Annotated in this window: 26 protein-coding genes and 1 riboswitch; of the genes, 11 read left to right on the forward strand and 15 right to left on the reverse strand. The window is 33.7% G+C overall.

Annotation, left to right across the window (positions count from 1 at the left end; genetic code table 11):
• Positions 1 to 13: 13 nt before the first annotated feature.
• The 4 genes from pnuC to ACE01P_RS16630 all read left to right on the forward strand — a co-directional run bounded on the left by pnuC (position 14) and on the right by ACE01P_RS16630 (position 5,558).
• Positions 14 to 637: a nicotinamide riboside transporter PnuC gene (pnuC, locus tag ACE01P_RS16615; RefSeq protein ID WP_379700011.1), complete on the forward strand. Its 624-nt coding sequence runs from the start codon at positions 14 to 16 to the stop codon at positions 635 to 637.
• Complete coding sequence (locus tag ACE01P_RS16620; RefSeq protein WP_379700012.1) at positions 598 to 2,712, forward strand: DUF4301 family protein; 2,115 nt, start codon at positions 598 to 600, stop codon at positions 2,710 to 2,712. The genes pnuC and ACE01P_RS16620 overlap by 40 nt, the downstream gene beginning before the upstream one ends.
• A 1-nt stretch (position 2,713) precedes the next feature.
• A complete protein-coding gene (arfB, locus tag ACE01P_RS16625) occupies positions 2,714 to 3,118 on the forward strand; it encodes an alternative ribosome rescue aminoacyl-tRNA hydrolase ArfB (RefSeq protein ID WP_379700013.1) in 405 nt (134 codons plus the stop codon).
• Between the two features lie 274 nt (positions 3,119 to 3,392).
• Positions 3,393 to 5,558 (forward strand): TonB-dependent receptor, encoded by a 2,166-nt coding sequence (locus ACE01P_RS16630; RefSeq protein ID WP_379700014.1) that lies wholly within the window; start codon positions 3,393 to 3,395, stop codon positions 5,556 to 5,558.
• Between the two features lie 53 nt (positions 5,559 to 5,611).
• Here ACE01P_RS16630 and ACE01P_RS16635 read toward each other — a convergent pair whose 3' ends face one another.
• Complete coding sequence (locus tag ACE01P_RS16635) at positions 5,612 to 6,028, reverse strand: hypothetical protein (RefSeq protein WP_379700015.1); 417 nt, start codon at positions 6,026 to 6,028, stop codon at positions 5,612 to 5,614.
• A gap of 158 nt (positions 6,029 to 6,186) precedes the next feature.
• Here ACE01P_RS16635 and greA point away from each other — a divergent pair, with 158 nt between their 5' ends.
• The gene (gene greA, locus ACE01P_RS16640; RefSeq protein WP_026728641.1) at positions 6,187 to 6,663 is read left to right on the forward strand and encodes a transcription elongation factor GreA; all 477 of its coding nucleotides are present in this window, start codon (positions 6,187 to 6,189) and stop codon (positions 6,661 to 6,663) included.
• Between the two features lie 64 nt (positions 6,664 to 6,727).
• The gene (locus ACE01P_RS16645) at positions 6,728 to 7,117 is read left to right on the forward strand and encodes an HIT family protein (RefSeq protein WP_379700016.1); all 390 of its coding nucleotides are present in this window, start codon (positions 6,728 to 6,730) and stop codon (positions 7,115 to 7,117) included.
• Positions 7,118 to 7,182: 65 nt separating this feature from the next.
• Here the strand turns inward: ACE01P_RS16645 and ACE01P_RS16650 are convergent, their stop codons facing one another.
• The gene (locus ACE01P_RS16650) at positions 7,183 to 8,334 is read right to left on the reverse strand and encodes a sensor histidine kinase (RefSeq protein ID WP_379700017.1); all 1,152 of its coding nucleotides are present in this window, start codon (positions 8,332 to 8,334) and stop codon (positions 7,183 to 7,185) included.
• A gap of 160 nt (positions 8,335 to 8,494) precedes the next feature.
• On the opposite strand from ACE01P_RS16650, the gene ACE01P_RS16655 reads away from it, so the two are divergent.
• The 4 genes from ACE01P_RS16655 (at position 8,495) to ACE01P_RS16670 (ending at position 11,370) form a co-directional block, all read left to right on the forward strand.
• Positions 8,495 to 9,370, forward strand: coding sequence for a flavin reductase family protein (locus ACE01P_RS16655; RefSeq protein ID WP_379700018.1), 876 nt, complete (start codon positions 8,495 to 8,497; stop codon positions 9,368 to 9,370).
• Positions 9,371 to 9,402: 32 nt separating this feature from the next.
• Positions 9,403 to 9,774, forward strand: coding sequence for a DUF3127 domain-containing protein (locus tag ACE01P_RS16660; RefSeq protein WP_379700019.1), 372 nt, complete (start codon positions 9,403 to 9,405; stop codon positions 9,772 to 9,774).
• A 160-nt stretch (positions 9,775 to 9,934) separates the two neighbouring features.
• Positions 9,935 to 10,573 (forward strand): leucyl/phenylalanyl-tRNA--protein transferase, encoded by a 639-nt coding sequence (aat, locus tag ACE01P_RS16665; RefSeq protein WP_379700020.1) that lies wholly within the window; start codon positions 9,935 to 9,937, stop codon positions 10,571 to 10,573.
• Positions 10,574 to 10,575: 2 nt separating this feature from the next.
• Positions 10,576 to 11,370 carry an MOSC domain-containing protein gene (locus ACE01P_RS16670; protein WP_379700021.1) on the forward strand — a complete coding sequence of 265 codons (795 nt, stop codon included), beginning with the start codon at positions 10,576 to 10,578 and terminating at the stop codon, positions 11,368 to 11,370.
• Here the strand turns inward: ACE01P_RS16670 and ACE01P_RS16675 are convergent.
• From ACE01P_RS16675 to ACE01P_RS16730, 12 genes are all read right to left on the reverse strand, one after another.
• Positions 11,367 to 12,077 (reverse strand): HesA/MoeB/ThiF family protein, encoded by a 711-nt coding sequence (locus tag ACE01P_RS16675; RefSeq protein ID WP_379700022.1) that lies wholly within the window; start codon positions 12,075 to 12,077, stop codon positions 11,367 to 11,369. The two genes, ACE01P_RS16670 and ACE01P_RS16675, sit on opposite strands and share 4 nt — an antisense overlap.
• A 42-nt stretch (positions 12,078 to 12,119) precedes the next feature.
• The gene (gene thiH / locus ACE01P_RS16680; RefSeq protein WP_379700023.1) at positions 12,120 to 13,232 is read right to left on the reverse strand and encodes a 2-iminoacetate synthase ThiH; all 1,113 of its coding nucleotides are present in this window, start codon (positions 13,230 to 13,232) and stop codon (positions 12,120 to 12,122) included.
• Between the two features lie 72 nt (positions 13,233 to 13,304).
• Positions 13,305 to 13,682, reverse strand: coding sequence for a GxxExxY protein (locus ACE01P_RS16685; protein WP_379700024.1), 378 nt, complete (start codon positions 13,680 to 13,682; stop codon positions 13,305 to 13,307).
• Between the two features lie 138 nt (positions 13,683 to 13,820).
• Entirely contained in the window at positions 13,821 to 14,597 is a 777-nt protein-coding gene (locus ACE01P_RS16690; RefSeq protein ID WP_379700025.1) for a thiazole synthase, read from the reverse strand.
• Entirely contained in the window at positions 14,578 to 15,216 is a 639-nt protein-coding gene (locus ACE01P_RS16695; protein ID WP_379700026.1) for a thiamine phosphate synthase, read from the reverse strand. Before ACE01P_RS16695 ends, ACE01P_RS16690 begins: the two co-directional genes overlap by 20 nt.
• Positions 15,209 to 15,949 carry a hydroxymethylpyrimidine/phosphomethylpyrimidine kinase gene (locus tag ACE01P_RS16700; protein ID WP_379700027.1) on the reverse strand — a complete coding sequence of 247 codons (741 nt, stop codon included), beginning with the start codon at positions 15,947 to 15,949 and terminating at the stop codon, positions 15,209 to 15,211. Before ACE01P_RS16700 ends, ACE01P_RS16695 begins: the two co-directional genes overlap by 8 nt.
• On the reverse strand, positions 15,907 to 16,515 hold the full coding sequence (locus ACE01P_RS16705; RefSeq protein ID WP_379700028.1) for a thiamine phosphate synthase: 609 nt from the start codon (positions 16,513 to 16,515) through the stop codon (positions 15,907 to 15,909). Before ACE01P_RS16705 ends, ACE01P_RS16700 begins: the two co-directional genes overlap by 43 nt.
• 30 nt (positions 16,516 to 16,545) lie before the next feature.
• The gene (gene thiC, locus ACE01P_RS16710) at positions 16,546 to 18,366 is read right to left on the reverse strand and encodes a phosphomethylpyrimidine synthase ThiC (protein WP_379700029.1); all 1,821 of its coding nucleotides are present in this window, start codon (positions 18,364 to 18,366) and stop codon (positions 16,546 to 16,548) included.
• 96 nt (positions 18,367 to 18,462) lie between these two features.
• Complete coding sequence (gene thiS, locus ACE01P_RS16715; protein WP_379700030.1) at positions 18,463 to 18,669, reverse strand: sulfur carrier protein ThiS; 207 nt, start codon at positions 18,667 to 18,669, stop codon at positions 18,463 to 18,465.
• Between the two features lie 66 nt (positions 18,670 to 18,735).
• Positions 18,736 to 18,833: riboswitch (TPP riboswitch) on the reverse strand.
• A gap of 98 nt (positions 18,834 to 18,931) precedes the next feature.
• A complete protein-coding gene (locus ACE01P_RS16720; RefSeq protein ID WP_379700031.1) occupies positions 18,932 to 19,492 on the reverse strand; it encodes a DNA-3-methyladenine glycosylase I in 561 nt (186 codons plus the stop codon).
• A 65-nt stretch (positions 19,493 to 19,557) separates the two neighbouring features.
• Entirely contained in the window at positions 19,558 to 20,238 is a 681-nt protein-coding gene (locus ACE01P_RS16725; RefSeq protein WP_379700032.1) for a hypothetical protein, read from the reverse strand.
• A gap of 16 nt (positions 20,239 to 20,254) precedes the next feature.
• Complete coding sequence (locus ACE01P_RS16730; protein ID WP_379700033.1) at positions 20,255 to 20,917, reverse strand: queuosine precursor transporter; 663 nt, start codon at positions 20,915 to 20,917, stop codon at positions 20,255 to 20,257.
• A gap of 173 nt (positions 20,918 to 21,090) precedes the next feature.
• On the opposite strand from ACE01P_RS16730, the gene ACE01P_RS16735 reads away from it, so the two are divergent.
• On the forward strand, positions 21,091 to 23,154 hold the full coding sequence (locus ACE01P_RS16735) for a M3 family metallopeptidase (RefSeq protein ID WP_379700034.1): 2,064 nt from the start codon (positions 21,091 to 21,093) through the stop codon (positions 23,152 to 23,154).
• Between the two features lie 60 nt (positions 23,155 to 23,214).
• Here ACE01P_RS16735 and tsf read toward each other — a convergent pair whose 3' ends face one another.
• Positions 23,215 to 24,177, reverse strand: a complete 963-nt coding sequence (gene tsf, locus ACE01P_RS16740; RefSeq protein ID WP_379700035.1) for a translation elongation factor Ts — start codon at positions 24,175 to 24,177, stop codon at positions 23,215 to 23,217.
• Between the last annotated feature and the right edge of the window lie 110 nt (positions 24,178 to 24,287).

Here is a 24,287-nt window from a genome sequence, read left to right on the forward strand (position 1 = left end):
TACCATATTTCCGATGATAGATTTTTTTCTAGAAAGTTATAAAAATGCACCGCTATGGCATATTGCTTTAGAGTTTTTAGTTTTCGTCTGCGGAATTTTGAGCGTTTGGTTTGCAAAAAAAGAAAACATTTGGGTATATCCGACAGGATTAATCGCTACAGTTATATCCGTTTATCTGCTTTATATTGCAGGTTACATAGGAGACATGATTATTAATGCTTATTTCTCAATAATGAGTATTTACGGCTGGTATGTATGGGCAAAAGGAGGAACTGCTGAAGACAATCTGCCGATTACCCGTACAAATTTTAATGAAAAAATAATCGGAATCTTACTGTTTATTATAACCGTTTTTGTAGTTTTCGGGATTTATAAGTATTTTGATTATGAAATTCATAAAGACAATTATGTTGATATGATTTCGTCTGGAATATTTTTTGCTGGAATGTGGTACATGGCCAGAAAAAAAATAGAAAACTGGACACTTTGGATTATTGGTGATATTATTGTTGTGCCTCTTTATGCCTATCGCGGCTTAGGGATGCTGTCACTTCAGTATATAATTTTTACAATTTTAGCTATTTCAGCTTATTTAGAATGGAGAAAGATCTTAGACAGCAAAAAACAACCATCATAAAAATTGCTTTGTTTGGCCCTGAAAGTACAGGTAAAACAACATTAGCAAAGCAACTTGCAGATTACTACGAAACAGAATGGGTTCCTGAGTTTGCACGTGATTATTTGCAAAAAAAATGGGAGGAAAATAAGCATATTTGCGTGGCCGATGATATGATGCCTATTGCTTACGGACAGACTGCATTGGAAAACGAAAAATTGGAAAACGCAAATAAATATTTGTTCTGCGATACCAACTTGATGGTCACCAAAGTATTTTCTGAAATGTATTACGGTTTTTGTGATCCGCTTTTGAATGAAGCGGCATTAAAACACGAATACGATTTATTTTTCTTGACTGATATTGATGTGCCTTGGGAAAAAGACGATATTCGTGATACTCCCAAAGGACGTGAAACCGTTTTTTCGGTTTTTAAACAGACTTTAATAGATACAAAAAAGCCTTTCATAATTTTATCTGGTGATAAAGAAACGAGATTGGCGAAAGCAACCGCTATTATCGATAATTTGACTATTGCTAAAGAACATGATTTCTCTCCAAATGATTTTGTGCAGATATATAATCGCGGAATTTCTTTTGATGCTATTTTAAAACAACTAAAAAGTTTTAAAAAAGGTATCGCTAAAAGTAATCTTATTAGACCGGCCACTATAAATGACGGTATTTTAAATTTGTCAGATAACGAATTTCAGCAGAAAGCTTTGTTTTTTGATGAACAGAAAGATAAATTTAAAATTAAAAAATTTGTTCCTGCTTCTGGTGCCGCTACAAGGATGTATAAATTTTTAACAGCGTTTCTAAATGATTTTGACATTAAAAAAGAAACTATAAATGCTTACATCAACAGAAAAAACGATAAAGAGCTTGCCATCTTTATTGTTGGTATGGAGAAATTTCCGTTTTTTGAAACAGTAGATAAAAAGTTAAGAGAAATTTATTCTGATTTTGAGACTTTAGAAAGAGATTATAAAAATTATTATTTTATAAAATTGCTATTGTCTCCAGATTATTTTAATTCAGCAAATAAACCTAAGGCTGTTTTACCTTTTCATCAATACAAAACTCATATTGCCAATCCGATTGAGGAACATTTGAATGAATGTGTGCATTATGCTTCATCTAAAAACATTTCTAACTTACATTTTACGGTTTCAGAAATACACCAGGATTTATTTGAAAAAGGAGTTCTGGAAGTAAAAGAAAAAATTGAAAAACCGTCAGGAATTAAGATCAATATAGGATATTCTTATCAAAGCAAAAGCACAGATTCGATCACAATTGATACAAAAAACAAACTGGTAAAAGATAAAGAGGGCAATCTGATTTTTAGACCTGGAGGACATGGGGCTTTGATTGAAAACCTGAATAATCTTGATGCTGATGTCATTTTTATTAAAAATATAGATAATGTAATTCAAAATCATATTGATCAAATTACCTTATATAAAAAGTCTTTGGCAGGTATTTTAATCGAAATGCAGCAAAAAGTTTTTGAAAATTTAAGATTAATTGACCAAGGAAAAATTAAAGAAGAGAATATTGAAGGAATACTTCATTTTTTGGAGAAAGACTTTAATGTTGAAATGACAACAGACTTCAATAAATTTACTTTTGAAAATAAAATAAGCAAACTAAAAGAGCTTTTGAATAGACCAATTCGCGTTTGCGGAATGGTTAAGAATGAAGGAGAGCCTGGTGGAGGTCCTTTCTGGGTTTTAAGTGGAAAAGGAATAAAATCACTTCAAATTGTAGAAACCTCACAAATAGATTTGCAGGATAAAAAACAAGAAAAAATCTTGGCAGAAGCAACGCATTTTAACCCAGTAGATTTAGTTTGCGGAATTAAGAATTACAAAAATGAAAGTTTTAATCTATTAGAATTTGTTGATCAAAAGGCTGGATTTATTGTAGAAAAAAGTGTTGACGGCAAGCCTGTTAAAAATTATGAATTACCAGGATTATGGAATGGTTCAATGGCAAATTGGCTAACTATTTTTGTTGCTGTTCCTTTGATTACTTTTAATCCGGTAAAAACAGTAAATGATTTATTGAAAGCGGCACATCAGCCACAATAATATGGATGCAGAAAAAATCATATCAGAATTAAATTTTAAAGCCGTTCGCAGCAGTGGTTCGGGCGGACAAAACGTAAATAAAGTTTCGTCAAAAGTAGTTTTGAATTTTGATTTGAATGCTTCTCAAGCTTTGTCTGATGAAGAAAAACTGCTTTTGCAAGATAACATATCAGCAAGATTAACTTCTGAAAATATTCTGATTTTAAATTGTGACGAAGATCGAAGTCAGCTTAAAAACAAAGATATAGTTATCAAACGATTTTTAGAAATCATTAAAAAAGGATTGTACGTTCCGAAAGTTAGAAAGGCTACTAAAGTTCCGAAAGCGGTAATTAAAAAGAGAATTAAAGACAAAAAGAATGTTTCTGATTTGAAACAATCTCGAAGAAAACCAAACATAGATTAAATTCAAAAGAAAAAATTCCAAATTCCAAAGCAATTAAACTGTTTGGAATTTGGAATTTCTTTTTTGGCGTTTTAAATATTTTAACATTACCTTTGCACTGTCTCAAAGGGGTGCTCTAAATAACGAGCTGAGATCATACCCAAAGAACCTGAGCGAGTAATGTTGCTAAGGGAATAAACGACACTATCGAGCGTGCACACTTTATTTTGTCGTGAAACACATTTATTAATTTAACAAAAGAATAATTCCCCCTTTTATTCGTAATTCTTTACGAATGAAAACTATTTTTGAATGTACTAAGGTACTAAGTTGCAAAGGTTCTAAGGTTGAAAATCTCAATAGAACCAAATCTATTTTATTTCTTTCTTCTTTCTTCTTTACGCTATTATCTTATGCTCAACAACAGCAGAAAGATTCTACAAAAGTAAATTCTCTTGATGAGGTTTTGGTTTCTGCCGTTCGTGTTACTTCAAAGACTCCAGTGAGTTTTAGTAATATGGATAAAAAGGAAATTAAGTATAGAAATTTAGGTCAGGACATTCCTGTTCTGATGAATTATCTTCCTTCGGTTGTAACAACTTCAGATGCTGGAAACGGTGTTGGTTATACCGGAATTCGTGTGCGTGGAAGCGACGCTACACGTGTAAACGTTACCATAAACGGAATTCCGTACAACGATGCAGAAAGCCAAGGAACGTTTTGGGTAAATATGCCCGATTTTGCCTCTTCTGTAGAAAGTCTTCAATTGCAGCGTGGAGTTGGAACATCTACAAATGGTGCAGGTGCATTTGGTGCAAGTTTAAATTTGCTAACAGATAGTTATGCTAATAAAGCTACTGGCGAAATTTCAAGTTCTGCAGGATCTTTCAATACATTTAAAAATACTGTGAAATTCAGTACGGGTTTAATGAATGATCATTTTGAAATTGCGGGACGTTTGTCTACAATAAAAACAGATGGATATATTGATCGCGGTAGTGCAGACTTAAAATCATATTTTCTTCAGGGAACTTATGTTGGCAAAACCACTTTGATTAAAGCTTTGGTTTTTGGAGGAACTCAAAAAACATATCAATCTTGGAACGGAATTGACGGCGAAACTTTAAATAGAGATCGTACTTTTAATTCTGCCGGAATGTATACGGATGAAGCTGGAAATGTTCGTTTTTACGATAATGAAACCGATAATTATAACCAAGATCATTATCAATTGCATTGGAGCGAATCTATTTCAGATAAATGGAGTACAAACTTCGCGCTTCATTATACAAAAGGAAAAGGCTATTTCGAAAATTATAAAGAAGATTCAGATATGGTGGAGTACGGTTTAAATCCTGTTGGAGCTGTAACAACGACAGATTTGATTCGCCAAAAGTGGTTGGATAATGACTTCTACGGAACTACTTTCTCTGCAAAATATGTAACAGAAGATTTGAATGTTATTGTAGGCGGAGGCTGGAACAAATATGAAGGAGATCATTTCGGAAAAGTGATTTGGGCAAGATATGCTTCTCAATCTGAATTAGGAGATCATTATTACGATGATTACTCTGCAAAAACAGACGGAAATATTTTCGCGAAAGCAAATTATCAATTCACAGAAAAATTAAGTTTCTATGGAGATTTACAATATAGAAATGTAACTTATAAAGCGAATAGTGCAGAAACAGGCTTGGTCGATGATAATTTCAATTTCTTCAATCCGAAAGCAGGTTTGAATTATGCTTTTACTCAAAACAGTACTTTGTATTTTTCTTATGCTAGAGCGAATCGTGAGCCAAACAGAACCGATTACGAAGGAGGAAATGTAAAACCAGAAAAATTAAACGATTATGAGTTAGGATGGAGATACAATACAGAGAAATTCCAATTGAATTCTAACGTTTATTACATGGCTTACAAAGATCAGTTAATCTTAACAGGAAGATTAGACGATGTTGGAAATCCGATTCGTGCCAATACGGAGAAAAGTTACCGTTTAGGTTTTGAGTTTGATGCAACAATTGCACTTTCTGAGAAATTTACTTTAAGACCAAACTTTACTTTAAGCAGCAACAAAAATGTTGATTTGGCAGTTGATGGCGAATATTACGGAACAACAAAAATTGCGTATTCTCCAGAAGTTATCGCAGGAAACGTTGTGGTGTACAAACCAATTGAAGGATTATACCTTTCGTTATTGCAAAAATATGTTGGCGAACAATACATGAATAATATCGAACTTCCGGCAGCAAAATTGGCAGATTACTTTGTAAACGATTTTAATGCTTCTTACGAAATAAAACCAAACAAGATATTTAAATCAATAACTATTACGGCTTTGGTAAATAATATTTTCGATAAAAAATATGTTTCAAACGGAGCAATGTGGGATGTTTATCCATATTACTATCCTCAAGCAGGAACAAACTTCTTAATTGGTTTGAATTTGAAATTCTAATTAAGTTAAAACACAAAAAAAGCCTGAAAATTTACTTTCAGGCTTTTTTGTTTTTAGTTGTATACGTGAATTACAGTTCCAGAAGATTCAACACGATATTGTTTCATCGGATATTCCTTTCCTCCAAGTCCCGTAAATAAATTATATTGAGTTTTATCGCAAGAGCAGACAGCGTAAATTCCGTCTAATGTCATGGCTGTGCAAGAAGTTAGCGCTTGATTTGGACACGCAGCATCAAAAGCAGTATAGGTTCCTTCTCCGGTTTTCATTACTATAATTCCTTTTGCGCCATAATTGGAAACATAAACAGGATTACTAGGGTACAACAATTTGTTGTATGTTGGCAAATTGGTGTCAAGATATGCATTTATAGAATAATTAGGGATGTAAGGATTGCTGTTGCTTCTGTTGTTGTCACTGCAAGAGAATAAAATAGCAGTAAATGCGATAAAAAACCAGATTTTTTTCATTATTTGAATAAGAATTAGTTAAAAACAAAAATAATTTATTTAGATTTGAAATCTATATGATTAACATATAATTATGTACTATTAAAAATTATAGTATATTTGTGGTAAGAAAATCCCGTCGCGATGGGATTTTTTGTATTTATATAAACGATGAAGTTATGAGTAAAGTATCTTATTATACAGCTGAAGGATTAAAAAAATTAAAAGATGAATTGGAGCACCTGAAAAGTGTAATGCGTCCAAAGGCATCTCAAGATATTGCAGACGCAAGAGATAAAGGTGATTTGTCTGAAAATGCAGAATATGATGCAGCAAAAGAAGCACAAGGTTTATTAGAAATGAGAATTGCTAAACTGGAAGAAGTTTATGCAAATGCAAGATTAATTGACGAATCTCAATTGGATGTTTCTAAAGTTTTGGTTTTATCGAATGTAAAAATCAAAAATCAAAGCAACGGAATGGAAATGAAATATACGCTTGTTGCTGAAAGCGAAGCCGATTTAAAAACTGGAAAAATCTCTGTAACTTCTCCTATCGGGAAAGGTTTACTAGGGAAATCTGTTGGAGAAGTAGCTGAAATTACTGTTCCAAACGGAGTTCTTAAATTTGAAATTCTTGAAATTTCAAGAGACTAATTCTAGTTTATTCGTTAAATCCTTAAATCGGTTAAACGAATAAACGATTAAACAAATAAACAAAATGGCATCAATATTCACTAAAATAGTAAACGGAGAAATTCCCGCATACAAAATTGCTGAAGACGAAAACTTTTTAGCATTTTTGGATGTAAATCCAAATGCGAAAGGACATACACTTTGTATTCCAAAACAAGAAATCGATAAGATTTTTGATATGGATGAAGAGCTGTATTTAGGTTTAATGAAGTTTTCTAAAAAGATTGCCGCAGCTTTAGAAAAAACAGTTCCATGCAAAAGAGTAGGAATTGCAGTTGTCGGACTTGAAGTGCCTCATGCACACGTACATTTGATTCCGTTAAACGAAATGGATGAAATGCGTTTCATAAATAAAGTATCACTTTCTAAAGAAGAATTCGAAGCTTTAGCAAAAGATATTCAATCTAATTTGTAATACAGAATTGTCAGGCTGAGCGAAGTCGAAGCCTTAGTTATATATTTAAAGTGCAGTAAAATCAATTACTGCACTTTTTTATTTAATGCTATTTGAAAAGTGGTTCCTTTTCCAATTTCAGAATTAAGGACTTTAATTTTTCCGTTGTGATATTCTTCTACAATTCGTTTCGTTAAAGAAAGGCCAAGTCCCCAACCGCGTTTTTTTGTCGTATATCCAGTTTCAAAAATAGTTTTAAACTGCTTTTTAGGAATTCCAGTTCCCGAATCTTTAATATTGATTTTTATCTGATGAGCATCTTGTTCAATTTGAAGATCAAGAGTTCCTTTTCCTTTCATGGCATCAATTGCATTTTTCACCAAATTTTCGATAGTCCAGCTGTGCAATGTTGGGTTTATCATTCCTAAAATAGGTTTATTTGGCGCTTGAAACGAAAATGCAACTTGTTTAGAAAAACGAGATTGCAAATATTCATAAGCCGTTTTTGTTTCTTCAACAATATCATGAAGTTCTAAAACCGGAATTGAACCAATTTTTGAAAAACGATCTGTAATAGTCTGCAGGCGTTCAATGTCTTTTTCGATTTCGATACTAATAGAAGGATCAATATCTTCAGTTTTTAAAATTTCAACCCAACCAATTAATGAAAAAAGCGGAGTTCCAATTTGATGTGCTGTTTCTTTTGCCATTCCTGCCCAAAGTTTGTTTTGGGTTGCCATTTTTGTGCTTTTGTAAAAATTATAAATCAAAGCAATACACAAGAATATAATCAGAAGTAAGGCAATCGGATAATATTTAAGTTTGTTTAGCAACGCAGAATTACCATAATATAAGGTCTGGTATTTTCCTGGCGCATATTCAAAAGTAATAGGTTCGTTTTCGTTTTTTAGCTTATTTAAAAAGGCTGCTCTTTTTTTCTTATCATTAAGAATTTCTTCAGGAACGTTTACAGAGCTCACAACGTTATCATAAAGCATTATGATGCCCGGAATAGAGGTGTTGTTGCTAAAAATCTGAAGCGGGAGTTCTACGTCGGTATTTTCGTTTGCATTAACTAGGGTAATTTGCGCGTTTACAAAAAGGTTCATTTTTAAACGTTCTTCATTTTTAAAAATTTGGAAGAAAGAATAAGTGTTCCAAAGAATTAGAGAAATGATTATAAAGCAAACAGAAATAATAATCCAGCGCGTTGTATTTGTTCTTTCAGAAAAAGACATATCAGTTATTTTGAGGTATAAATATAACGAAATATACACATTTTATATTTTGCTAAAGCTTAAAGATTTTTCGTTTTATCTACAAAACTATTTCTTCTAATTAAACGATTTCAATACTTTTGTAACAGAATAAAGTGAGATTCTGTTTAAATAAAAAAGTATGATTAGCATTAATCCAAAAGAAATTCCAACGGCCAAGTTGCAGGGCTATCTACAGAGTTCAATCGGGCCGAGACCGATTGCTTTTGCGAGCACAATTAGCGAATCAGGAATTCCAAATTTATCTCCGTTTAGTTTCTTTAATGTGTTCAGTGCCAATCCTCCAATTTTGGTTTTTTCGCCATCAAGACGTGTTCGCGACAATACAATTAAACATACTTTGATTAATGCCGAAGCGACTCGCGAAGTAGTAATAAATGTTGTAAATTACGATATCGTACAACAAACTTCTTTGGCAAGTACAGAATATGGAGATGGAGTAAACGAATTTATTAAAGCGGGATTAACGCAAATTCCGTCAGATTTGGTAAAACCATATCGCGTAAAAGAATCTCCAGTTCAGTTTGAATGCAAGATTACGCAGATTATTCCGTTAGGAACAGAAGGAGGAGCGGGAAATTTGATTTTGTGCGAAGTTGTGAAAATTCATATCGCTGAATCTATTTTGGATGAAAATGGAGCAATCGACCAGCACAAAATTGATTTGGTTTCACGACTTGGAAATAACTGGTATTCAAGATCAAATCAAGGACTTTTTGAAGTGGCAAAACCTTTGACAACACTAGGAGTAGGAGTAGATGTGATACCTAATTTTGTAAAAGAAAGTGATGTTTTTGATGGTAATGATTTAGGAAAACTTGGTAACATTGAAGCCTTGCCTACAATTGAAGAAGTTACTATATTTGTGAAAGAAAATTTCGCAGTCAAAGGAGTTTTAAGCTCAGATGACCAGAAAAAAGTACACTTAGAGGCTAAAAAATATTTGGATAATGGCTATGTAGAATCGGCTTGGAAAGTGCTTTTAGCTAAGAAATAAAGAAATAGAAACAATAATTAATATAGACGAAGATGGAAGTTACAGGAAAAGTAAAAGTGGTTAACCCAGAGCAGCAAGTTAGTGCCTCATTCAAAAAAAGAGAGTTAGTTGTTACTACTGAGGAGCAGTATCCACAACATATTTTAATCGAATTTACACAAGATAAATGCGATTTATTGAGTAGCTATAAACAAGGAGATGCAGTAAAAGTTTCTATCAATTTAAGAGGAAGAGAGTGGGTTAATCCACAAGGAGAAACTAGATATTTCAATAGTATTCAAGGTTGGAGAATCGAAAAATTAGCTCCAGAAGGACCTAGCCAAGGTGCGCCAATGCCAGCTGCAGAAACTTTTGCACCAGCAACAAGCATAAACGAAGACGAACCAGACGATTTACCGTTCTAAGAGTTTAGAAATACATCCCGATAGCTATCGGGATTAAATTCCAAATTCCAATTCATTCGACTGAATTTGGAGTTTGGAATTTTATTTTTAAGCTATTTTTATCATTTCAACTGAAAGGAGAAATGAAATGATGGAATTTAAAATTTGATTATTTTAAAAGATGTATTATTTATTCAACGATTTATTTTTTCCGCCAGTTACCGAAGCAGATGAAGAAGGTGTTTTGGCAATCGGTGGCGATTTAAGTTCAGAACGTTTGTTGCTGGCTTACAAAAGCGGTATTTTTCCTTGGTTTAATGAAGGGGAACCCATTCTTTGGTGGGCTCCAGATCCGAGAATGGTATTGTTTTTTGATGAATTGGTGATATCCAAAAGCATGAAAAAGATTCTCAATAAGAAAATCTTTAAGGTTACTTACAATAAAAATTTCAGGGAAGTAATTTCCAATTGCCAGCAGATAAAACGCGACGGTCAGAACGGAACTTGGATTTCTGACGAAATGATTGAAGCATACTGCAAGCTAAACGAAGAAGGTATTGCTAAATCTGTTGAGGTTTGGCAAGACGATGTTTTGGTTGGAGGCTTGTACGGAATTGATTTGGGAGATGTTTTTTGCGGAGAAAGTATGTTTTCTAAAGTTTCAAATGCTTCAAAAACAGCATTTATTGCTTTAGCTTTGTATTTGAAAAAAGAAAATTACAAATTGCTCGACTGCCAGGTTTATAATCCGCATTTGGAAAGTTTGGGTTGCCGCGAAATTGATCGTGAAGAATTTATGTCCATTTTAAAAAGTAAATAGAAATGAGTGCAGTTTACAGTGTAAAAGAAATTTATATCTACCCTATAAAAAGTTTGGCAGGTATTAGTTTGAAAAGTGCCAATGCAGAAGAAATGGGCTTTGAAAATGACAGAAGATGGATGTTGATTAATGCTGAAAATGTTCATGTTACCCAAAGGGAATATCCAATAATGAGTCAGTTTTATCCAGAGATTTTAGGTGATAAAATTCAAATTACTTTTGAAGGAGAAACGCATGAATTTTCTACAAAAGAACACTTACAAAACGCAATAGAATCTCAAGTTTGGGATGATAAAAGTGAAGTTTTTGAAGTAAATAAAAATTCATCGAAATGGTTTAGCGATAAATTAGGTTTCGAATGCAGATTGGTAAAAATTAATACAATTGGTGCCCGTAAACATGAAAGTTCGAGAACAAATGAAACGTATAATGTTAGTCTTGCCGATGGATACCCGTACTTATTAATCGGAACTGAAAGTCTTGATTTTTTAAATGGAAAATTAGAAGAGAAAATTACCATAAAAAGATTTCGACCGAACATTGTTGTGAGTACAAAAAAAGCACATGAAGAAGATGATTTTAAGTCTTTTACAATTGGAGAAGTTCAATTTAAAAATATAAAACCTTGCGGAAGATGTATTATGGTAAATAACGATCCGCAGAAAGGAATTGTAAAAAAAGAACCTTTAAAAACCTTAAGCAAATACAGAAATGTAGATAATTCTGTTTTATTTGGGACTAATCTCGTAAGCTTAAATTCAGGAATTATTAGCGTAGGCGATGAGGTTGTTTTTTAGAAATTCAACTTCGTAAAGCTCCAGTTTAAAGTATTAAAAAGAACCAATTCATTATTTAAAGTTGGTAATTCTAAAATCAATTTTAAGGTTTCGTGCGCCATCATATTGCCAATAATTCCCGGCAAAGTTCCTAAAACGCCATTTAAATTACAATTCGGAACATCTTTCGGATCTGGCATTTCGGGAAATAAATCACGGAGATTTTTACTTCCATTATGATTGAAAACAGCAATTTGTCCTTCAAATTTTAAAATACTTCCATAAACCAAAGGTTTATTGAACTTAACACAAGTATCATTCACCAAATAACGAGTAGAAAAATTATCCGATCCATCCACAACAATATCATATTGTTCAATGATTTTTGATGCATTTTCAGCCGTTAATTTTTCATTAATAGCAATAGCTTCAATCAACGGATTCAATTTAGAAACCACATCTTTAGCAACAATCGATTTATGTTGTCCAATCTCATTTTCGGTATATAAAATTTGTCGATGAAGATTATGAATTTCGATAGTGTCAAAATCCATAATTCCGATGAAACCAACTCCAGCGGTGGAAATATATTGTAAAATCGGACAACCTAAACCGCCCGCACCAATTACTAAAACTCTAGCTTTTTTTAGTTTTTCCTGGCCTTCGTCGCCAATTTCAGGAAGTATAGTCTGTCTGTTATAACGAAGGAATTCTTGAATAATACTCATTTGATTAATTTTAGATTTTAGATTGATGTTGGGATTTGGAATTTAAACAAAAGCTTTTGTCCAATCTTTCCAAACTGGTTCGTAACCAGCATTTTTGATGATTTTTGAAATTTCTTCAGCAGAACGTTCATCACTGATTTCGAATTGTTCCAAAGACTGCGGATCAACCACATAACCACCCGGATTTGTTTTAGATCCAGCACTCATACTTGTAACTCCAATTGGAATAATATTGTTTCTGAATTTTTCATTTTCTCTGGTTGAAATCGAAATTTCCAAATCTTCATTCCATAATCGGTAAGCGCAAATTAGCTGTGTCAAATCTTTGTCGTCCATAATAAAATTAGGCTCGATAATGCTTTCAGCAGGACGAAGGCGCGGAAAAGAAACCGAATATTTAGTCTGCCAATATTTTTTCTGCAAATAATCTAAATGCAAAGCATTGAAAAAACTATCCGTTCGCCAATCTTCCAAACCTAATAAAACGCCTAAACCAATTTTGTGAATTCCAGCAGTTCCAATTCGGTCAGGAGTTTCCAATCGATAATCGAAATTTGATTTTTTACCTTTTGTATGATACTTTTTGTAAACGTCCTGATGATACGTTTCCTGATAAACCAAAACAGAATATACTCCAGCATCATGCAAACGCTCATAATCTTCTGTAGAAAGCGGTTGAACTTCAACAGAAATAATCGAAAAATCTTCTTTTATTAAATTAATCGCATTCAGAAAATAATTGATGTTCACGGTATAATTTGCTTCGCCCGTAACCAATAAAACATGATCGAACCCCGTATTTTTTAAGGCTTCAACTTCGAGTTTAATTTCGGCATCAGTAAGTGTTTTTCGTTTGATTTTATTGTCTAAACTAAATCCGCAATAAGTACAGATATTTTGGCATTCGTTGCTCAAATAAAGCGGAGCGTACATTTGAATGGTTTTTCCAAAACGTTTCTTGGTAATTTCGTGACATTTTTGTGCCATTTGCTCTAAATAATCTTGAGCAATAGGAGAGATCAGAATCAAAAAATCATCGAGATTGTATTTGGTTTTAGCCAAAGTTCGTTCGACATCTTTTGATGTGGTTTTGTATATTCTGGATTGGATTTCATCCCAATTGTATTGCTCGAAAATGGATTTAAATGTTTTCATTTTATTTTGGTTTCACGCAGATTTTACAGATTTAAGCAGATTAATAATGATTTTATTTTTATAATCTACCGATTAGATTTTATTGGCAATTCTTTTAATATCAGTAAGAATGTTTGTTGTATTGAAATTTACCAGCAAGCCTAATTTCTTTTGCGTTAATCTTAAATATGTTTCTAATTGTTTATAGTGAATTGGCGCTAAATCTTCTACTGATTTTAATTCAATTATTACTTTGTTTTCAACTAAAATATCAATCCTAAATGCAGGGTCTAATGTTATTTCTTCATATGGAATTATAATTTCAACTTGTTTCAAAACTTTTAATTCCAGTTTTTCTAATTCATAAAACAAAGCACTTTCATAAACAGATTCAAACAAACCTGGCCCTAAATTGTTATATACTTTAAAAATTGCTCCCCTAATCAGATACGATATTTCATTCTCAGTCATAATTCTTTAATTTATGTCAAATGTATAAAAATAAAGAATTTTCTTTCTTTTTTTTTTAAATCGATTAGCGCAAGTTTGAATGATAAAAAATCAATTTAAATCTGCTTAAATCTGCCAAATCTGCGTGAAACAAAAAAATTACTCATAAAGAAAAGAAGTCAAAGGACTAGAAGCCGAAGCATAATTTTGCTGATTGGCTACCTTAGCCTCAAAAGCCTTTCTTCCTGCAATAACAGCTTCCTTAAAAGCCTCAGCCATTAATTTCGGATTTCCAGCAACCGCAATTGCAGTGTTCACCAAAACAGCATCGGCACCAATTTCCATTGCTTTCGCAGCGTCAGAAGGAGCTCCAATTCCCGCGTCGACGATGACTGGAACCGTACTTTGTTCAATAATAATTTCCAGAAAATCAATGGTTTTTAGACCTTTGTTACTTCCAATTGGTGAACCTAAAGGCATAACGGCAGAAGTTCCCGCGCTTTCTAAATGCTTGCATAAAACAGGATCGGCGTGAATGTACGGAAGTACAATAAAACCCAATTTTGCCAATTCTTCCGTTGCTTTTAAAGTTTCAATTGGATCGGGCATTAAATATTTTGGGTCTGGATGAATTTCCAGTTTTACCCAATTGGTTTCTAGTGCTTCGCGTGCCAATTGTGCCGCGAAAACAGCTTCTTTGGCATTTCGCGCTCCCGAAGTATTCGGTAATAAATTGATGTTTGGATGTTTTAAATGTGATAAAATAGCATCAGTATCGGTTTCCAAGTCGATGCGTTTTAAGGCAACGGTAACCAATTCGCTTTCTGAAGCCAAAATGGCGCTTTCCATTTCTTCATTCGAACCAAATTTTCCCGTTCCAAGAAACAAGCGGGATTTAAAGGTTTTGTCTCCTATATTAAACAATGATGTTTGCATATAATTTTTCGTTTATCTGTTGAATTAATTTTTCTTTCTCATCACTTTCGGTAATGATTCCAGAAACGGCAATTCCATGAATTCCAGTCTCCATTAACGGACTTACATCTCGCAATGTGATGCCTCCAATAGCATAAACTGGAATTTCTATTTTGTTTTTTTTCAGTTTTTGAAGAATATCAAAATAGCCCGATAATCCTAAAATCGGACTTAATTTTTCTTTTGTAACAGTAAATCTAAAAGGCCCCAAACCAATATAATCGCAGCCATTTTTGACATGATTTTGAATGTCTTCATAAGTATTGGCGGTTCCTCCAATCACTTTTGAAATGCCTAAAAAAGCTCGTGCTTCGTCGATTTTGGTATCGGTTAAACCTAAATGAACGCCGTCAGCATCTATTTCTTTGGTAAGATGTAAATTGTCGTTTACAATAAAATTGGCATTGTACTTTTCGCATAAAGGTTTTACCGCTTCCGCTAAAATGAAAGCGTCTTTTTGGGTTTGGTTTTTAAAACGCATTTGCACCCAATTACAGCCCGCGTCAAGCGCCTGATGAATGTTGTACAATTGTTTTTCGATAGTTTCGCCCTGCGAGATATATTGAAGTTTGCTATACATAATGATATCCGATTAAAGTTGATGTTGAACTCAGGTAATTTTCGATATAGATTTTAGCATTTTTACAGGCTTCCTTTATTGTCTGATTTAAAGCTAAATTGGAAGCAATTGCAGAAGAAAGCACACAACCTGAACCGTGTTTTTCAAAGCAGTTTTTTTCTGATGGGAGCAATTCTAAAACTTCATCTTTTAGAAATAAATGATCAGTTCCCAAGGCTTTTTCATTATGTCCACCTTTCAACAAAACGTTTGTTGAAAATTCATTTTCTTTCGAAATAAAATCAGGAAACAGAATTTTGGCTTCATGATAATTTGGCGTTATCAAATCGATTTTCGAAAGTATTTTATTTAAATCTATACGATCTTCAATATTCATAAATTCAAATTTTGTGGTCGATTTCAAAACTGGATCCCAAACAATTTTAGTCGAAGGAGAAAGCATTTTTATAGTCGAAACAATTCGGTTTAAATCATATAAAGAAGAGACAATTCCAATTTTTACTACGTTGATTTTATAGTTTAAAAATAGCGTTTCGATGGAACGAATTACAAAACTTAAATCAGTCCATTGAATCTCGTAAAACTGATTTTCAGTCTGGATTGTGTTCGCTGTCGAAATAGCAAAACCAGTCACTTTGTGCTGTTCAAATGTTTTGACATCAGCCAAAATCCCAGCGCCACCAGACGGATCTAAACCTGCGATTGTGAGTACGAAAGGACGATCTGTTGACATAATTTAAATTGTTTTAATGGGTTTTCATTCTTCCAAATATTTCCTAAAAGCGCGAAATCATCAAAGCCATTTTCTAAGACTTTTTGAATGTTTTCTGAATCAATTCCGCCTAAAGCGACCATTTTTGCTTTATGATTTGTTCTTGATTTTATTGCTGAAAAAAGATCAATTTTAGGATGATAATTTTCTTTAGAAATGCTCGTGAAAACGGGACTTAGAAAAGCATAATCAAAATTTTCAAGAGAATTAAAATCTTCAATTGAATGTGTTGATGTTGATTTAGACCTACAAGATTTTGAAAAACTTGCAGGAAAATCGATAAGAATTTTTCTTTCTTTTTCAGAAAAATGAAATCTTTCAATACCAAAATCCTCTGCCAAATGATGATGACTATGCAAAACCAAATTAGCTCGAAATTCCATTTTTATCTGATGAATAAACTGCACCATTTCCAACTCCGAAAAATCAGGTTTTCTGATATGAAGCAAAGACAATCCTTCTTCAAACAAAGAATTAAGAATATCTATTTCATCTTCAACAAAAAAAGGATTAGTTATCACAATCATATCTTTCTTCTAGCTTCTTTCCTCTATTTTCTAAATATAAATCTCTTTACCCTGTTCAATAAATTCTTCTGATTTCTCCTGCATTCCTTTTTCTGCTGCAGCGACATCTCTAATTTCCTGAGATATTTTCATAGAACAGAATTTTGGTCCGCACATCGAACAGAAATGCGCCACTTTTGCACCATCTGCCGGAAGTGTTTCATCGTGGAATTCTCGTGCCGTATCTGGATCTAAAGCCAAATTAAATTGATCTTCCCAACGGAATTCAAAACGTGCTTTACTCAACGCGTTATCACGATATTGTGCGCCCGGATGACCTTTCGCCAAATCGGCAGCATGAGCAGAAATTTTATATGTGATTACGCCGTCTTTTACATCTTTTTTATTTGGTAAACCAAGATGTTCTTTTGGTGTTACATAACACAACATCGCACAACCGTACCAGCCAATCATAGCTGCACCAATTGCCGAAGTGATATGATCGTAACCAGGTGCAATATCTGTAGTTAAAGGGCCTAAAGTATAAAACGGAGCTTCATGGCAATGTTCTAATTGTTTGTCCATGTTTTCTTTAATCATGTGCATCGGAACGTGTCCTGGGCCTTCAATGAAAACCTGAACATCGTGTTTCCAAGCGATTTTTGTCAACTCACCTAAAGTTTCCAATTCAGCAAATTGAGCAGCATCATTAGCATCTGCAATCGAACCCGGACGCAAACCATCTCCAAGAGAAAAAGCAACATCGTATTGTTTCATGATTTCGCAGATTTCCTCAAAATGAGTATATAAAAAGTTTTCTTTATGATGGAATAAACACCATTTTGCCATAATTGACCCGCCTCGCGAAACAATTCCAGTAACACGATTTGCCGTTAAATGAATATAGCGAAGTAAAACTCCTGCATGAATCGTAAAATACGAAACACCTTGTTCTGCTTGTTCAATCAAAGTGTCACGGAAAATTTCCCAAGTTAAATCTTCGGCGATTCCTTTTACTTTTTCTAATGCCTGATAAATTGGAACAGTGCCAATTGGAACAGGAGAATTTCTGATAATCCATTCTCTGGTTTCATGAATGTTTTTTCCTGTAGATAAATCCATTATTGTGTCAGCTCCCCAACGGCAAGCCCAAACGGCTTTTTCAACTTCTTCTTCAATGCTCGAAGTCACCGCACTATTTCCAATATTCGCATTGATTTTTACCAAGAAATTTCGACCCACAATCATTGGTTCGCTTTCAGGATGGTTGATATTATTTGGAATAATAGCTCTTCCACAAGCTACTTCAGAACGAACAAATTCTGGAGTAATTTTATTTTTTGGAGTGTTTGCGCCAAAACTATTTCCGCCGTGTTGGCATTGCATTGCTTTGGTCTGTTCGTTTAAAAGTTCAATTCGCTGATTTTCACGGATCGCGATATATTCCATTTCAGGAGTAATGATTCCTTGTTTGGCGTAATACAATTGCGTTACGTTAGCGCCTTTTTTAGCACGTTTTGGCTGATGTAAATACTCAAAACGAAGATGATTCAAGCTTTCATCTTTCAATCGGCTTTGGCCATAATCAGAAGTTATTTCGCCTAAAATTTCAACATCATTTCGGTCAAGAATCCAACTTTCGCGTAAGCGCGGCAATCCTTTTCTAATATCAATTTCAATATTAGGATCTGTATAAGCGCCCGAAGTATCGTAAACGGTTACGGGTGGATTTTTCTCAATTCCTCCATTAGAAAGTTTAGTATCGCTCAAAGCAATTTCGCGCATAGCAACTTTTATCGGATGAATTTCTCCATCGATATATACTTTTTTAGAATTCGGAAACGGGGTTCTGGATATTTGTTCTTCTTTCATTTTTGTTGATTTTTGTTTCAGGTTTCAAGTTTCAGGTTAACTCTGATTGTGTTTATTCGTAATGATAAATTGGAAATTGGAATTTTAAATTGGAATTTAACCTCCCTGTGTAGCAGAAATAATCAAAATATCGTCAGTTTCGCGTACGAAGAATTCGTTCCATTTGGTTTTTGGAACAACAGTATTGTTGACAGCAACAGCGATTCCGTTTTGATTTTGCGGAATTTCTAGATCGAGCAATGATTGAACGCTTAGCGATTCAGCATTGAAAATTTTGGTTTGTTGGTTGATTTTTAGTTCCATTCCTTGTTGAGTTTAGTGTATAGATACACCTTAGGAATGGCTACAAGAACGCATAAAAATGCGCGCAGAAGTCATCTTACTTTTCCCTACGCTAGTATGAACTAGATCAGGTTCAGAGGGTAAAATCTCAGCCTACAAGTTTGTAGACACCCCTAAAGTGTGAAGCAAATGTAATGTTTTTTTTTAAGTTTTCAGTCTCGGTTTTCAGTTTTCAGTTTTTAACTGGATCCAAAATACTGAAAACTGCGACTACGACTGGAAACTATTTTTTGCGCGTAAAGCAATCTTCCGTATGATCATTGACCATTCCGGTTGCTTGCATGTGCGCGTAGATAACGGTTGAGCCAACAAATTTAAATCCGCGTTTCTTTAAATCTTTGCTGATTTCATCTGAAAGCGGAGTAGTAGCCGGAGCATCTTTAGAATTTTTCAGATTGTTTATGATTGGCTTTCCATCCGTATATTTCCAAATATAATCAGAGAAAGTTCCAAATTCTTCCTGCACTTTCATAAAAGCTTGAGCATTGGAAACGGCGGCTTTAATTTTTAATTTGTTCCGAATAATTCCAGTATTCTGCATTAATTCTTCGATTTTATCTTCAGAATAATTAGCCATTTTTTCATAATCGAAATAATCAAAAGCGGCTCTGAAGTTTTCTCTTTTGTTTAAAATCGTAATCCAACTCAAACCGGCTTGAAAGGTTTCAAGAATTAAAAATTCGAATAAAGTCGGGTCGTCATAAACGGGAACGCCCCATTCTTCGTCGTGATATTTTTTATATAAATCGCTGGAAGTGCACCAGCCGCATCTTATTGGTTCCATTTGTTTTTTCTAAGAATAAAACCACTCACTATTTAGTTTGAGGTTTTATAAAATTATCTTCATTATTATCTTCCAATCTGCCAGCTGTATCCTTTTACACTCGGAATATATGCCGAACGACCAACTATAACAAGATTGTTGTAAATTTTTCTATTGTATTTAATGCCAATCGCATTCCCAGAAGTGTACATTTTGTTGGCCTTAAAAACTACTTTCATTTTGCCATCTTCAAGTTCGGCGTCAGATACTTTTTCGACAAGCCAAGTCGACTGCCATTTTACTGATAATTCATTTTCAGCTGTTTTGGTTACGCTTTTTACTAGTTTAACCGCTTCTTCTGGAATTTCAAAATGTTCTGTTAACTGCTTTTGAGTCATAGTCTGGCCCATTTTGCATTTGGCTAATATTTTGCGAACATTGACAAAATTCAATAATTCTTCGTTAACTTCTTTTTTTATTGAGATTGGCTGACTTGCAGCATGATGTGTTATTTGAGGACTTAATGCATTAACCTCTATTGGACTTTTAACTGAAAATGGATTTTTTGGAGCAACAGTTTTTTTCGAACTAAACTCTTTTGAAGCAATGATGCTTTTTGAAGAAACTTTGGGATTTGTTTTCACAGTGGCTGGCGTCAATTTATTGACAGGCTGAATGACTTTTTTGGGCTGTTTTTTTTCGTCATTGCCACAGCTGAAAAAGAAATAGGTAACAGAGAATAAAATAAGCAAGCAATTTTTTTTCATGACCTAAATAGTTTTTTTATCCCTTATGTGCAGGATCTTCGTCCAAATATTTTTTAATCAAATAATGTCCTAAATAAATTGCAGGCGTTAATATAATGGCTATAGCTAACTTAAAAGTATATCCTATTAAACCTGAAGATATAAAGGTTTCAAAATCAATTTTTCCAGGAAGCCAAAAAGCGATTCCTAAAACAATAAAAGAATCAAATAATTGCGAAATCACGGTCGAACCGGTTGCTCTCAGCCATATTTTCTTTTCGCCAGTTCTGTTTTTGAAAAACCAAAAAATCCAAACGTCGATAAGCTGAGAAGCCATAAAGGCAATTAAACTTCCAATTATAATCCACATGCTCTGTCCAAATACTGCCTGAAATTGATCGTCATTTACAGGACTGATTCCTTTTGCAGCCGGAATGGTAATTGCCATAAAAAGTATTAAAAAAGCATAAGCAATCAAGCATGCAGTTATGAAAGAAAGCTTTTTTACACCTTTTTCACCAAAATGATCATTGATCAAATCGGTAGTTAGAAATACGATTGGCCAAGGCAAAATTCCGATACTCATTACAAAAGGGCCAACTTGGATAAGTTTTCCTCCAATTAGCTCAGCAACAACAGCATTGGTTATAAATATTCCTGATAAAATTACAAAAACAATTTCTTTTCTGGTTTTAAACATTTGATTTTTAGTATTGATATTTCAAAAATAAACTATTTCTTTTAAATCTTAAAAACCGATTAATTTTTATAATCTGTTTAAATATGAAGTTTGCGTTCGATTGGTTAATTTTGAGATGCTGTTGCATTTTTTGATAATCAGATTTTGCACAGATTTTAATTAATGTATTTGTTATGAAAACACCAATAGAGTTAAATAATCCATTGTTGAGAGATTGGACGGGGCCTTATGGAGGAATTCCGGATTTTACAACATATAAAGTTTCAGATTTTAAGCCAGCAATAGAATTCGCTATTGAGGAAAAATTAGAAGAAATTGATGCAATCACAAATAATTCGGAAAAGCCGACTTTTGAAAATACAATCAAAGCTTTAGAGCTTTCTGGTGAAAAATTGGATCGAATTCATGCTGTTTATGGTATTTATAGATCCAATTTAAGCACTCCAGAGTTTAATATTGTTGACACCGAAATGTCGCCAAAATTGGCTGAAATTAGTGATAAACTGTATCAAAACGAGAAATTATTTTCTAGAATTGAAGCTTTATACAAATCAGACGAAAAGAGTAATTTAACGAAGGAACAACAACGTTTGCTTTGGTTGTATTACACTGATTTTGTTAGAGAAGGAGCAGAGTTAAATGAAGAGGATAAAAATAAAGTTGCTAAAATAAATCAGGAATTGGCAGGACTTTTTACTGCTTTCAGCCAAAAATTGTTGGCAGAAGAAAACGATCAATTTATAGAATTAAAAACAGAAGCTGATTTTGACGGTTTGCCCGAAGAATTCAAAAATGCCGCTATCGCAGAAGCGAAAGAAAGAAATTTGAGTGTTCTAGGATGTATTGGAAATACAAGATCTTCGATAGAACCTTTTTTGACTTTCTCTAATCAAAGAGATTTAAGAGAAAAAGCGTTTGATATTTTTGTAAAACGAGGCGATAATAAGAACGAAAATGACACAAATGAAACGCTTGTTTCTATCTTAAACTTAAGAGCAGAAAAAGCTAAAATTTTAGGCTTTGCCAATTTTGCTGAATGGAGTTTGTCTAACAAAATGGCTAAAGATCCTCAGAAAACACTTGATTTGATGAATTCTGTATGGAAACCCGCAGTGGAGAAAGTGAAAAATGATGTTTCAGCGATGCAGGAAATGGTTGATAATGAAGGATGTAATTTTAAAATCCAACCTTGGGATTACCGTTTTTATGCAGAGAAAGTGCGAAAAGCAAAATACGATTTAGATCAGAATGAAATTAAGCAATATCTGCAATTAGAGAATTTACGAGAAGGAATGTTCTGGACGGCGGGCGAATTGTTTGATTTAGGTTTCAAACAATTATTTGATGTTCCTGTGTATCATCCCGATGTTCGTGTTTGGGAAGTGAATAATAAAAATACTGGAGAGCCAATTGGTTTGTGGTATTTTGACCCTTACGCACGTGTGGGTAAGCGCTCTGGGGCTTGGATGAATTCACATAGAGATCAACAGAAAATAAAAGGAAATGTGCTTCCAATTGTGTCAAACAACTGCAATTTTATTAAAGGGAGCAGTAACGAACCTGTCTTAATTTCGTGGGATGATGCAACAACTTTATTTCACGAATTTGGCCACGCATTGCACGGATTGTGTTCTGATGTGACATATCCGAGTCTTTCAGGAACTTCGGTTGCTAGAGATTATGTCGAATTTCCATCGCAGTTGTTGGAGCATTGGTTAGCAACTTCAGAGGTTTTAAATAAGTTTGCGCTTCATTATAAAACAAACGAACCTTTGTCTCAATCATTGGTGGAAAGAATCGGGAAAGCGGCGAATTTTAATGAAGGTTTTGCAACAGTAGAAACGATTTCAAGTTCGTTTGTTGATATGAAACTGCATTTGACAACCGAAACTATTGATCCGCATGCGTTTGAAAAGAAGATTTTAAGTGAAATTAACATGCCTTCAGAAATTGTGATGCGACATAGAATTCCGCAGTTTGCTCATATTTTTTCAAGCGATGGGTACGCGGCAGGATATTACAGTTATTTGTGGGCAGATGTGATTAATGCAGATGCTTATGAGGCTTTTCTGGAAGCAAATGGACCGTTTGATAAGAATATTTCAGAACGTCTTTATAAAACAGTTTTAAGCGTTGGAAACACTATTGATAACGAAGAAATGTACGAGAATTTTAGAGGACATGCTCCAAAATCGGATGCGTTGATGCGAGCGAGAAACTTTACAGTTGAAAATTAAATGAAATAAAAAAGCCCGAATAACTAAATATTCGGGCTTTTTAATATTGAAAATAATATATTAACCTAAAGTAACTCTTTTGAAACCAGTGATTTCAACATTGAATCCTTTAACGTAATCACCAACTTTTTTACTGTCATCTTTGATGAAGTTTTGATCTAATAAAGCTTTTTCTTGATCTAAAGTAGTGTTATCAGAAATGAAACGTTGAACTTTTCCTGGAAGAATTTTGTCCCAGATTTGCTCTGGTTTTCCTTCAGCTTTTAATTCAGCTTTAGCATCTTCTTCAGCTTGTTTGATAACTTCAGGAGTTAATTGAGAGAAAGAGATGTATTTAGGAACATTTTTTAAAGTTTTTCCTAAACGTGCAGCTTCTTCATTATCTTTTTCGATTACAGCAATACGAGCAGCAAGTTCAGATTCAACGAAAGCAGGATCAAAATCTTTGTAAGATAATGTGTCAGCTCCCATAGAAGCAACTTGCATAGAAACGTCTTTTGTTAAAGTCTCAGCGTTAGCGATTGGAGCAGAAATAGCTGTTAAAGCAGCAATTTTGTTAACGTGAACGTAAGATCCAACGAAAGCACCTTCTAAAATTTCGAAACCACCGATTTCGATTTTCTCACCGATAACTCCTGTTTGCTCGATTAATTTCTCAGCAACAGTAATTCCGTTGAAATCAGAAGCTAAAAATTCTTCTTTAGAAGAGAAGTTGATAGCTCTTTCAACTAAATCTTTAGCTAAAGTAACGAAAGCCTCATTTTTACCTACGAAGTCAGTTTCGCAGTTCAAAGTGATGATAGCTCCTTTAGTGTTGTCAGCATTGATAAAAGAAACAGCAGCTCCTTCAGAAGAGTCACGGTCAGAACGGTTAGCAGCAACTTTTTGTCCTTTTTCTCTAAGAACTTGGATCGCTTTATCGAAATCTCCATCAGCTTCAACTAAAGCTTTTTTACAGTCCATCATTCCGGCACCTGTAGATTGTCTTAATTTATTTACGTCTGCAGCAGTAATTGTTGCCATAATATTTTGAATTTTAATGTTAAAAGTAAAAATTCCATCTTCTAAATCCCAAACTCCAATTTTATTAAATTATCAACATAACGTTTTTAATTTTGTATTTTGGAATTTGG

It is taken from the genome of Flavobacterium sp. HJSW_4 (genome assembly GCF_042436695.1).
In the GTDB taxonomy this organism is placed as follows: Bacteria; Bacteroidota; Bacteroidia; order Flavobacteriales; family Flavobacteriaceae; genus Flavobacterium.

Excerpts from the sequence above, each read along its gene's own strand:
- pnuC (WP_379700011.1), top strand. The coding sequence starts at position 14 with ATGATAGATTTTTTTCTAGAAAGTTATAAAAATGCACCGCTATGGCAT.
- ACE01P_RS16620 (WP_379700012.1), top strand. The coding sequence starts at position 598 with ATGGAGAAAGATCTTAGACAGCAAAAAACAACCATCATAAAAATTGCT.
- arfB (WP_379700013.1), top strand. The coding sequence starts at position 2,714 with ATGGATGCAGAAAAAATCATATCAGAATTAAATTTTAAAGCCGTTCGC.
- ACE01P_RS16630 (WP_379700014.1), top strand. The coding sequence starts at position 3,393 with ATGAAAACTATTTTTGAATGTACTAAGGTACTAAGTTGCAAAGGTTCT.
- ACE01P_RS16635 (WP_379700015.1), bottom strand. The coding sequence starts at position 6,028 with ATGAAAAAAATCTGGTTTTTTATCGCATTTACTGCTATTTTATTCTCT.
- greA (WP_026728641.1), top strand. The coding sequence starts at position 6,187 with ATGAGTAAAGTATCTTATTATACAGCTGAAGGATTAAAAAAATTAAAA.
- ACE01P_RS16645 (WP_379700016.1), top strand. The coding sequence starts at position 6,728 with ATGGCATCAATATTCACTAAAATAGTAAACGGAGAAATTCCCGCATAC.
- ACE01P_RS16650 (WP_379700017.1), bottom strand. The coding sequence starts at position 8,334 with ATGTCTTTTTCTGAAAGAACAAATACAACGCGCTGGATTATTATTTCT.
- ACE01P_RS16655 (WP_379700018.1), top strand. The coding sequence starts at position 8,495 with ATGATTAGCATTAATCCAAAAGAAATTCCAACGGCCAAGTTGCAGGGC.
- ACE01P_RS16660 (WP_379700019.1), top strand. The coding sequence starts at position 9,403 with ATGGAAGTTACAGGAAAAGTAAAAGTGGTTAACCCAGAGCAGCAAGTT.
- aat (WP_379700020.1), top strand. The coding sequence starts at position 9,935 with ATGTATTATTTATTCAACGATTTATTTTTTCCGCCAGTTACCGAAGCA.
- ACE01P_RS16670 (WP_379700021.1), top strand. The coding sequence starts at position 10,576 with ATGAGTGCAGTTTACAGTGTAAAAGAAATTTATATCTACCCTATAAAA.
- ACE01P_RS16675 (WP_379700022.1), bottom strand. The coding sequence starts at position 12,077 with ATGAGTATTATTCAAGAATTCCTTCGTTATAACAGACAGACTATACTT.
- thiH (WP_379700023.1), bottom strand. The coding sequence starts at position 13,232 with ATGAAAACATTTAAATCCATTTTCGAGCAATACAATTGGGATGAAATC.
- ACE01P_RS16685 (WP_379700024.1), bottom strand. The coding sequence starts at position 13,682 with ATGACTGAGAATGAAATATCGTATCTGATTAGGGGAGCAATTTTTAAA.
- ACE01P_RS16690 (WP_379700025.1), bottom strand. The coding sequence starts at position 14,597 with ATGCAAACATCATTGTTTAATATAGGAGACAAAACCTTTAAATCCCGC.
- ACE01P_RS16695 (WP_379700026.1), bottom strand. The coding sequence starts at position 15,216 with ATGTATAGCAAACTTCAATATATCTCGCAGGGCGAAACTATCGAAAAA.
- ACE01P_RS16700 (WP_379700027.1), bottom strand. The coding sequence starts at position 15,949 with ATGTCAACAGATCGTCCTTTCGTACTCACAATCGCAGGTTTAGATCCG.
- ACE01P_RS16705 (WP_379700028.1), bottom strand. The coding sequence starts at position 16,515 with ATGATTGTGATAACTAATCCTTTTTTTGTTGAAGATGAAATAGATATT.
- thiC (WP_379700029.1), bottom strand. The coding sequence starts at position 18,366 with ATGAAAGAAGAACAAATATCCAGAACCCCGTTTCCGAATTCTAAAAAA.
- thiS (WP_379700030.1), bottom strand. The coding sequence starts at position 18,669 with ATGGAACTAAAAATCAACCAACAAACCAAAATTTTCAATGCTGAATCG.
- ACE01P_RS16720 (WP_379700031.1), bottom strand. The coding sequence starts at position 19,492 with ATGGAACCAATAAGATGCGGCTGGTGCACTTCCAGCGATTTATATAAA.
- ACE01P_RS16725 (WP_379700032.1), bottom strand. The coding sequence starts at position 20,238 with ATGAAAAAAAATTGCTTGCTTATTTTATTCTCTGTTACCTATTTCTTT.
- ACE01P_RS16730 (WP_379700033.1), bottom strand. The coding sequence starts at position 20,917 with ATGTTTAAAACCAGAAAAGAAATTGTTTTTGTAATTTTATCAGGAATA.
- ACE01P_RS16735 (WP_379700034.1), top strand. The coding sequence starts at position 21,091 with ATGAAAACACCAATAGAGTTAAATAATCCATTGTTGAGAGATTGGACG.
- tsf (WP_379700035.1), bottom strand. The coding sequence starts at position 24,177 with ATGGCAACAATTACTGCTGCAGACGTAAATAAATTAAGACAATCTACA.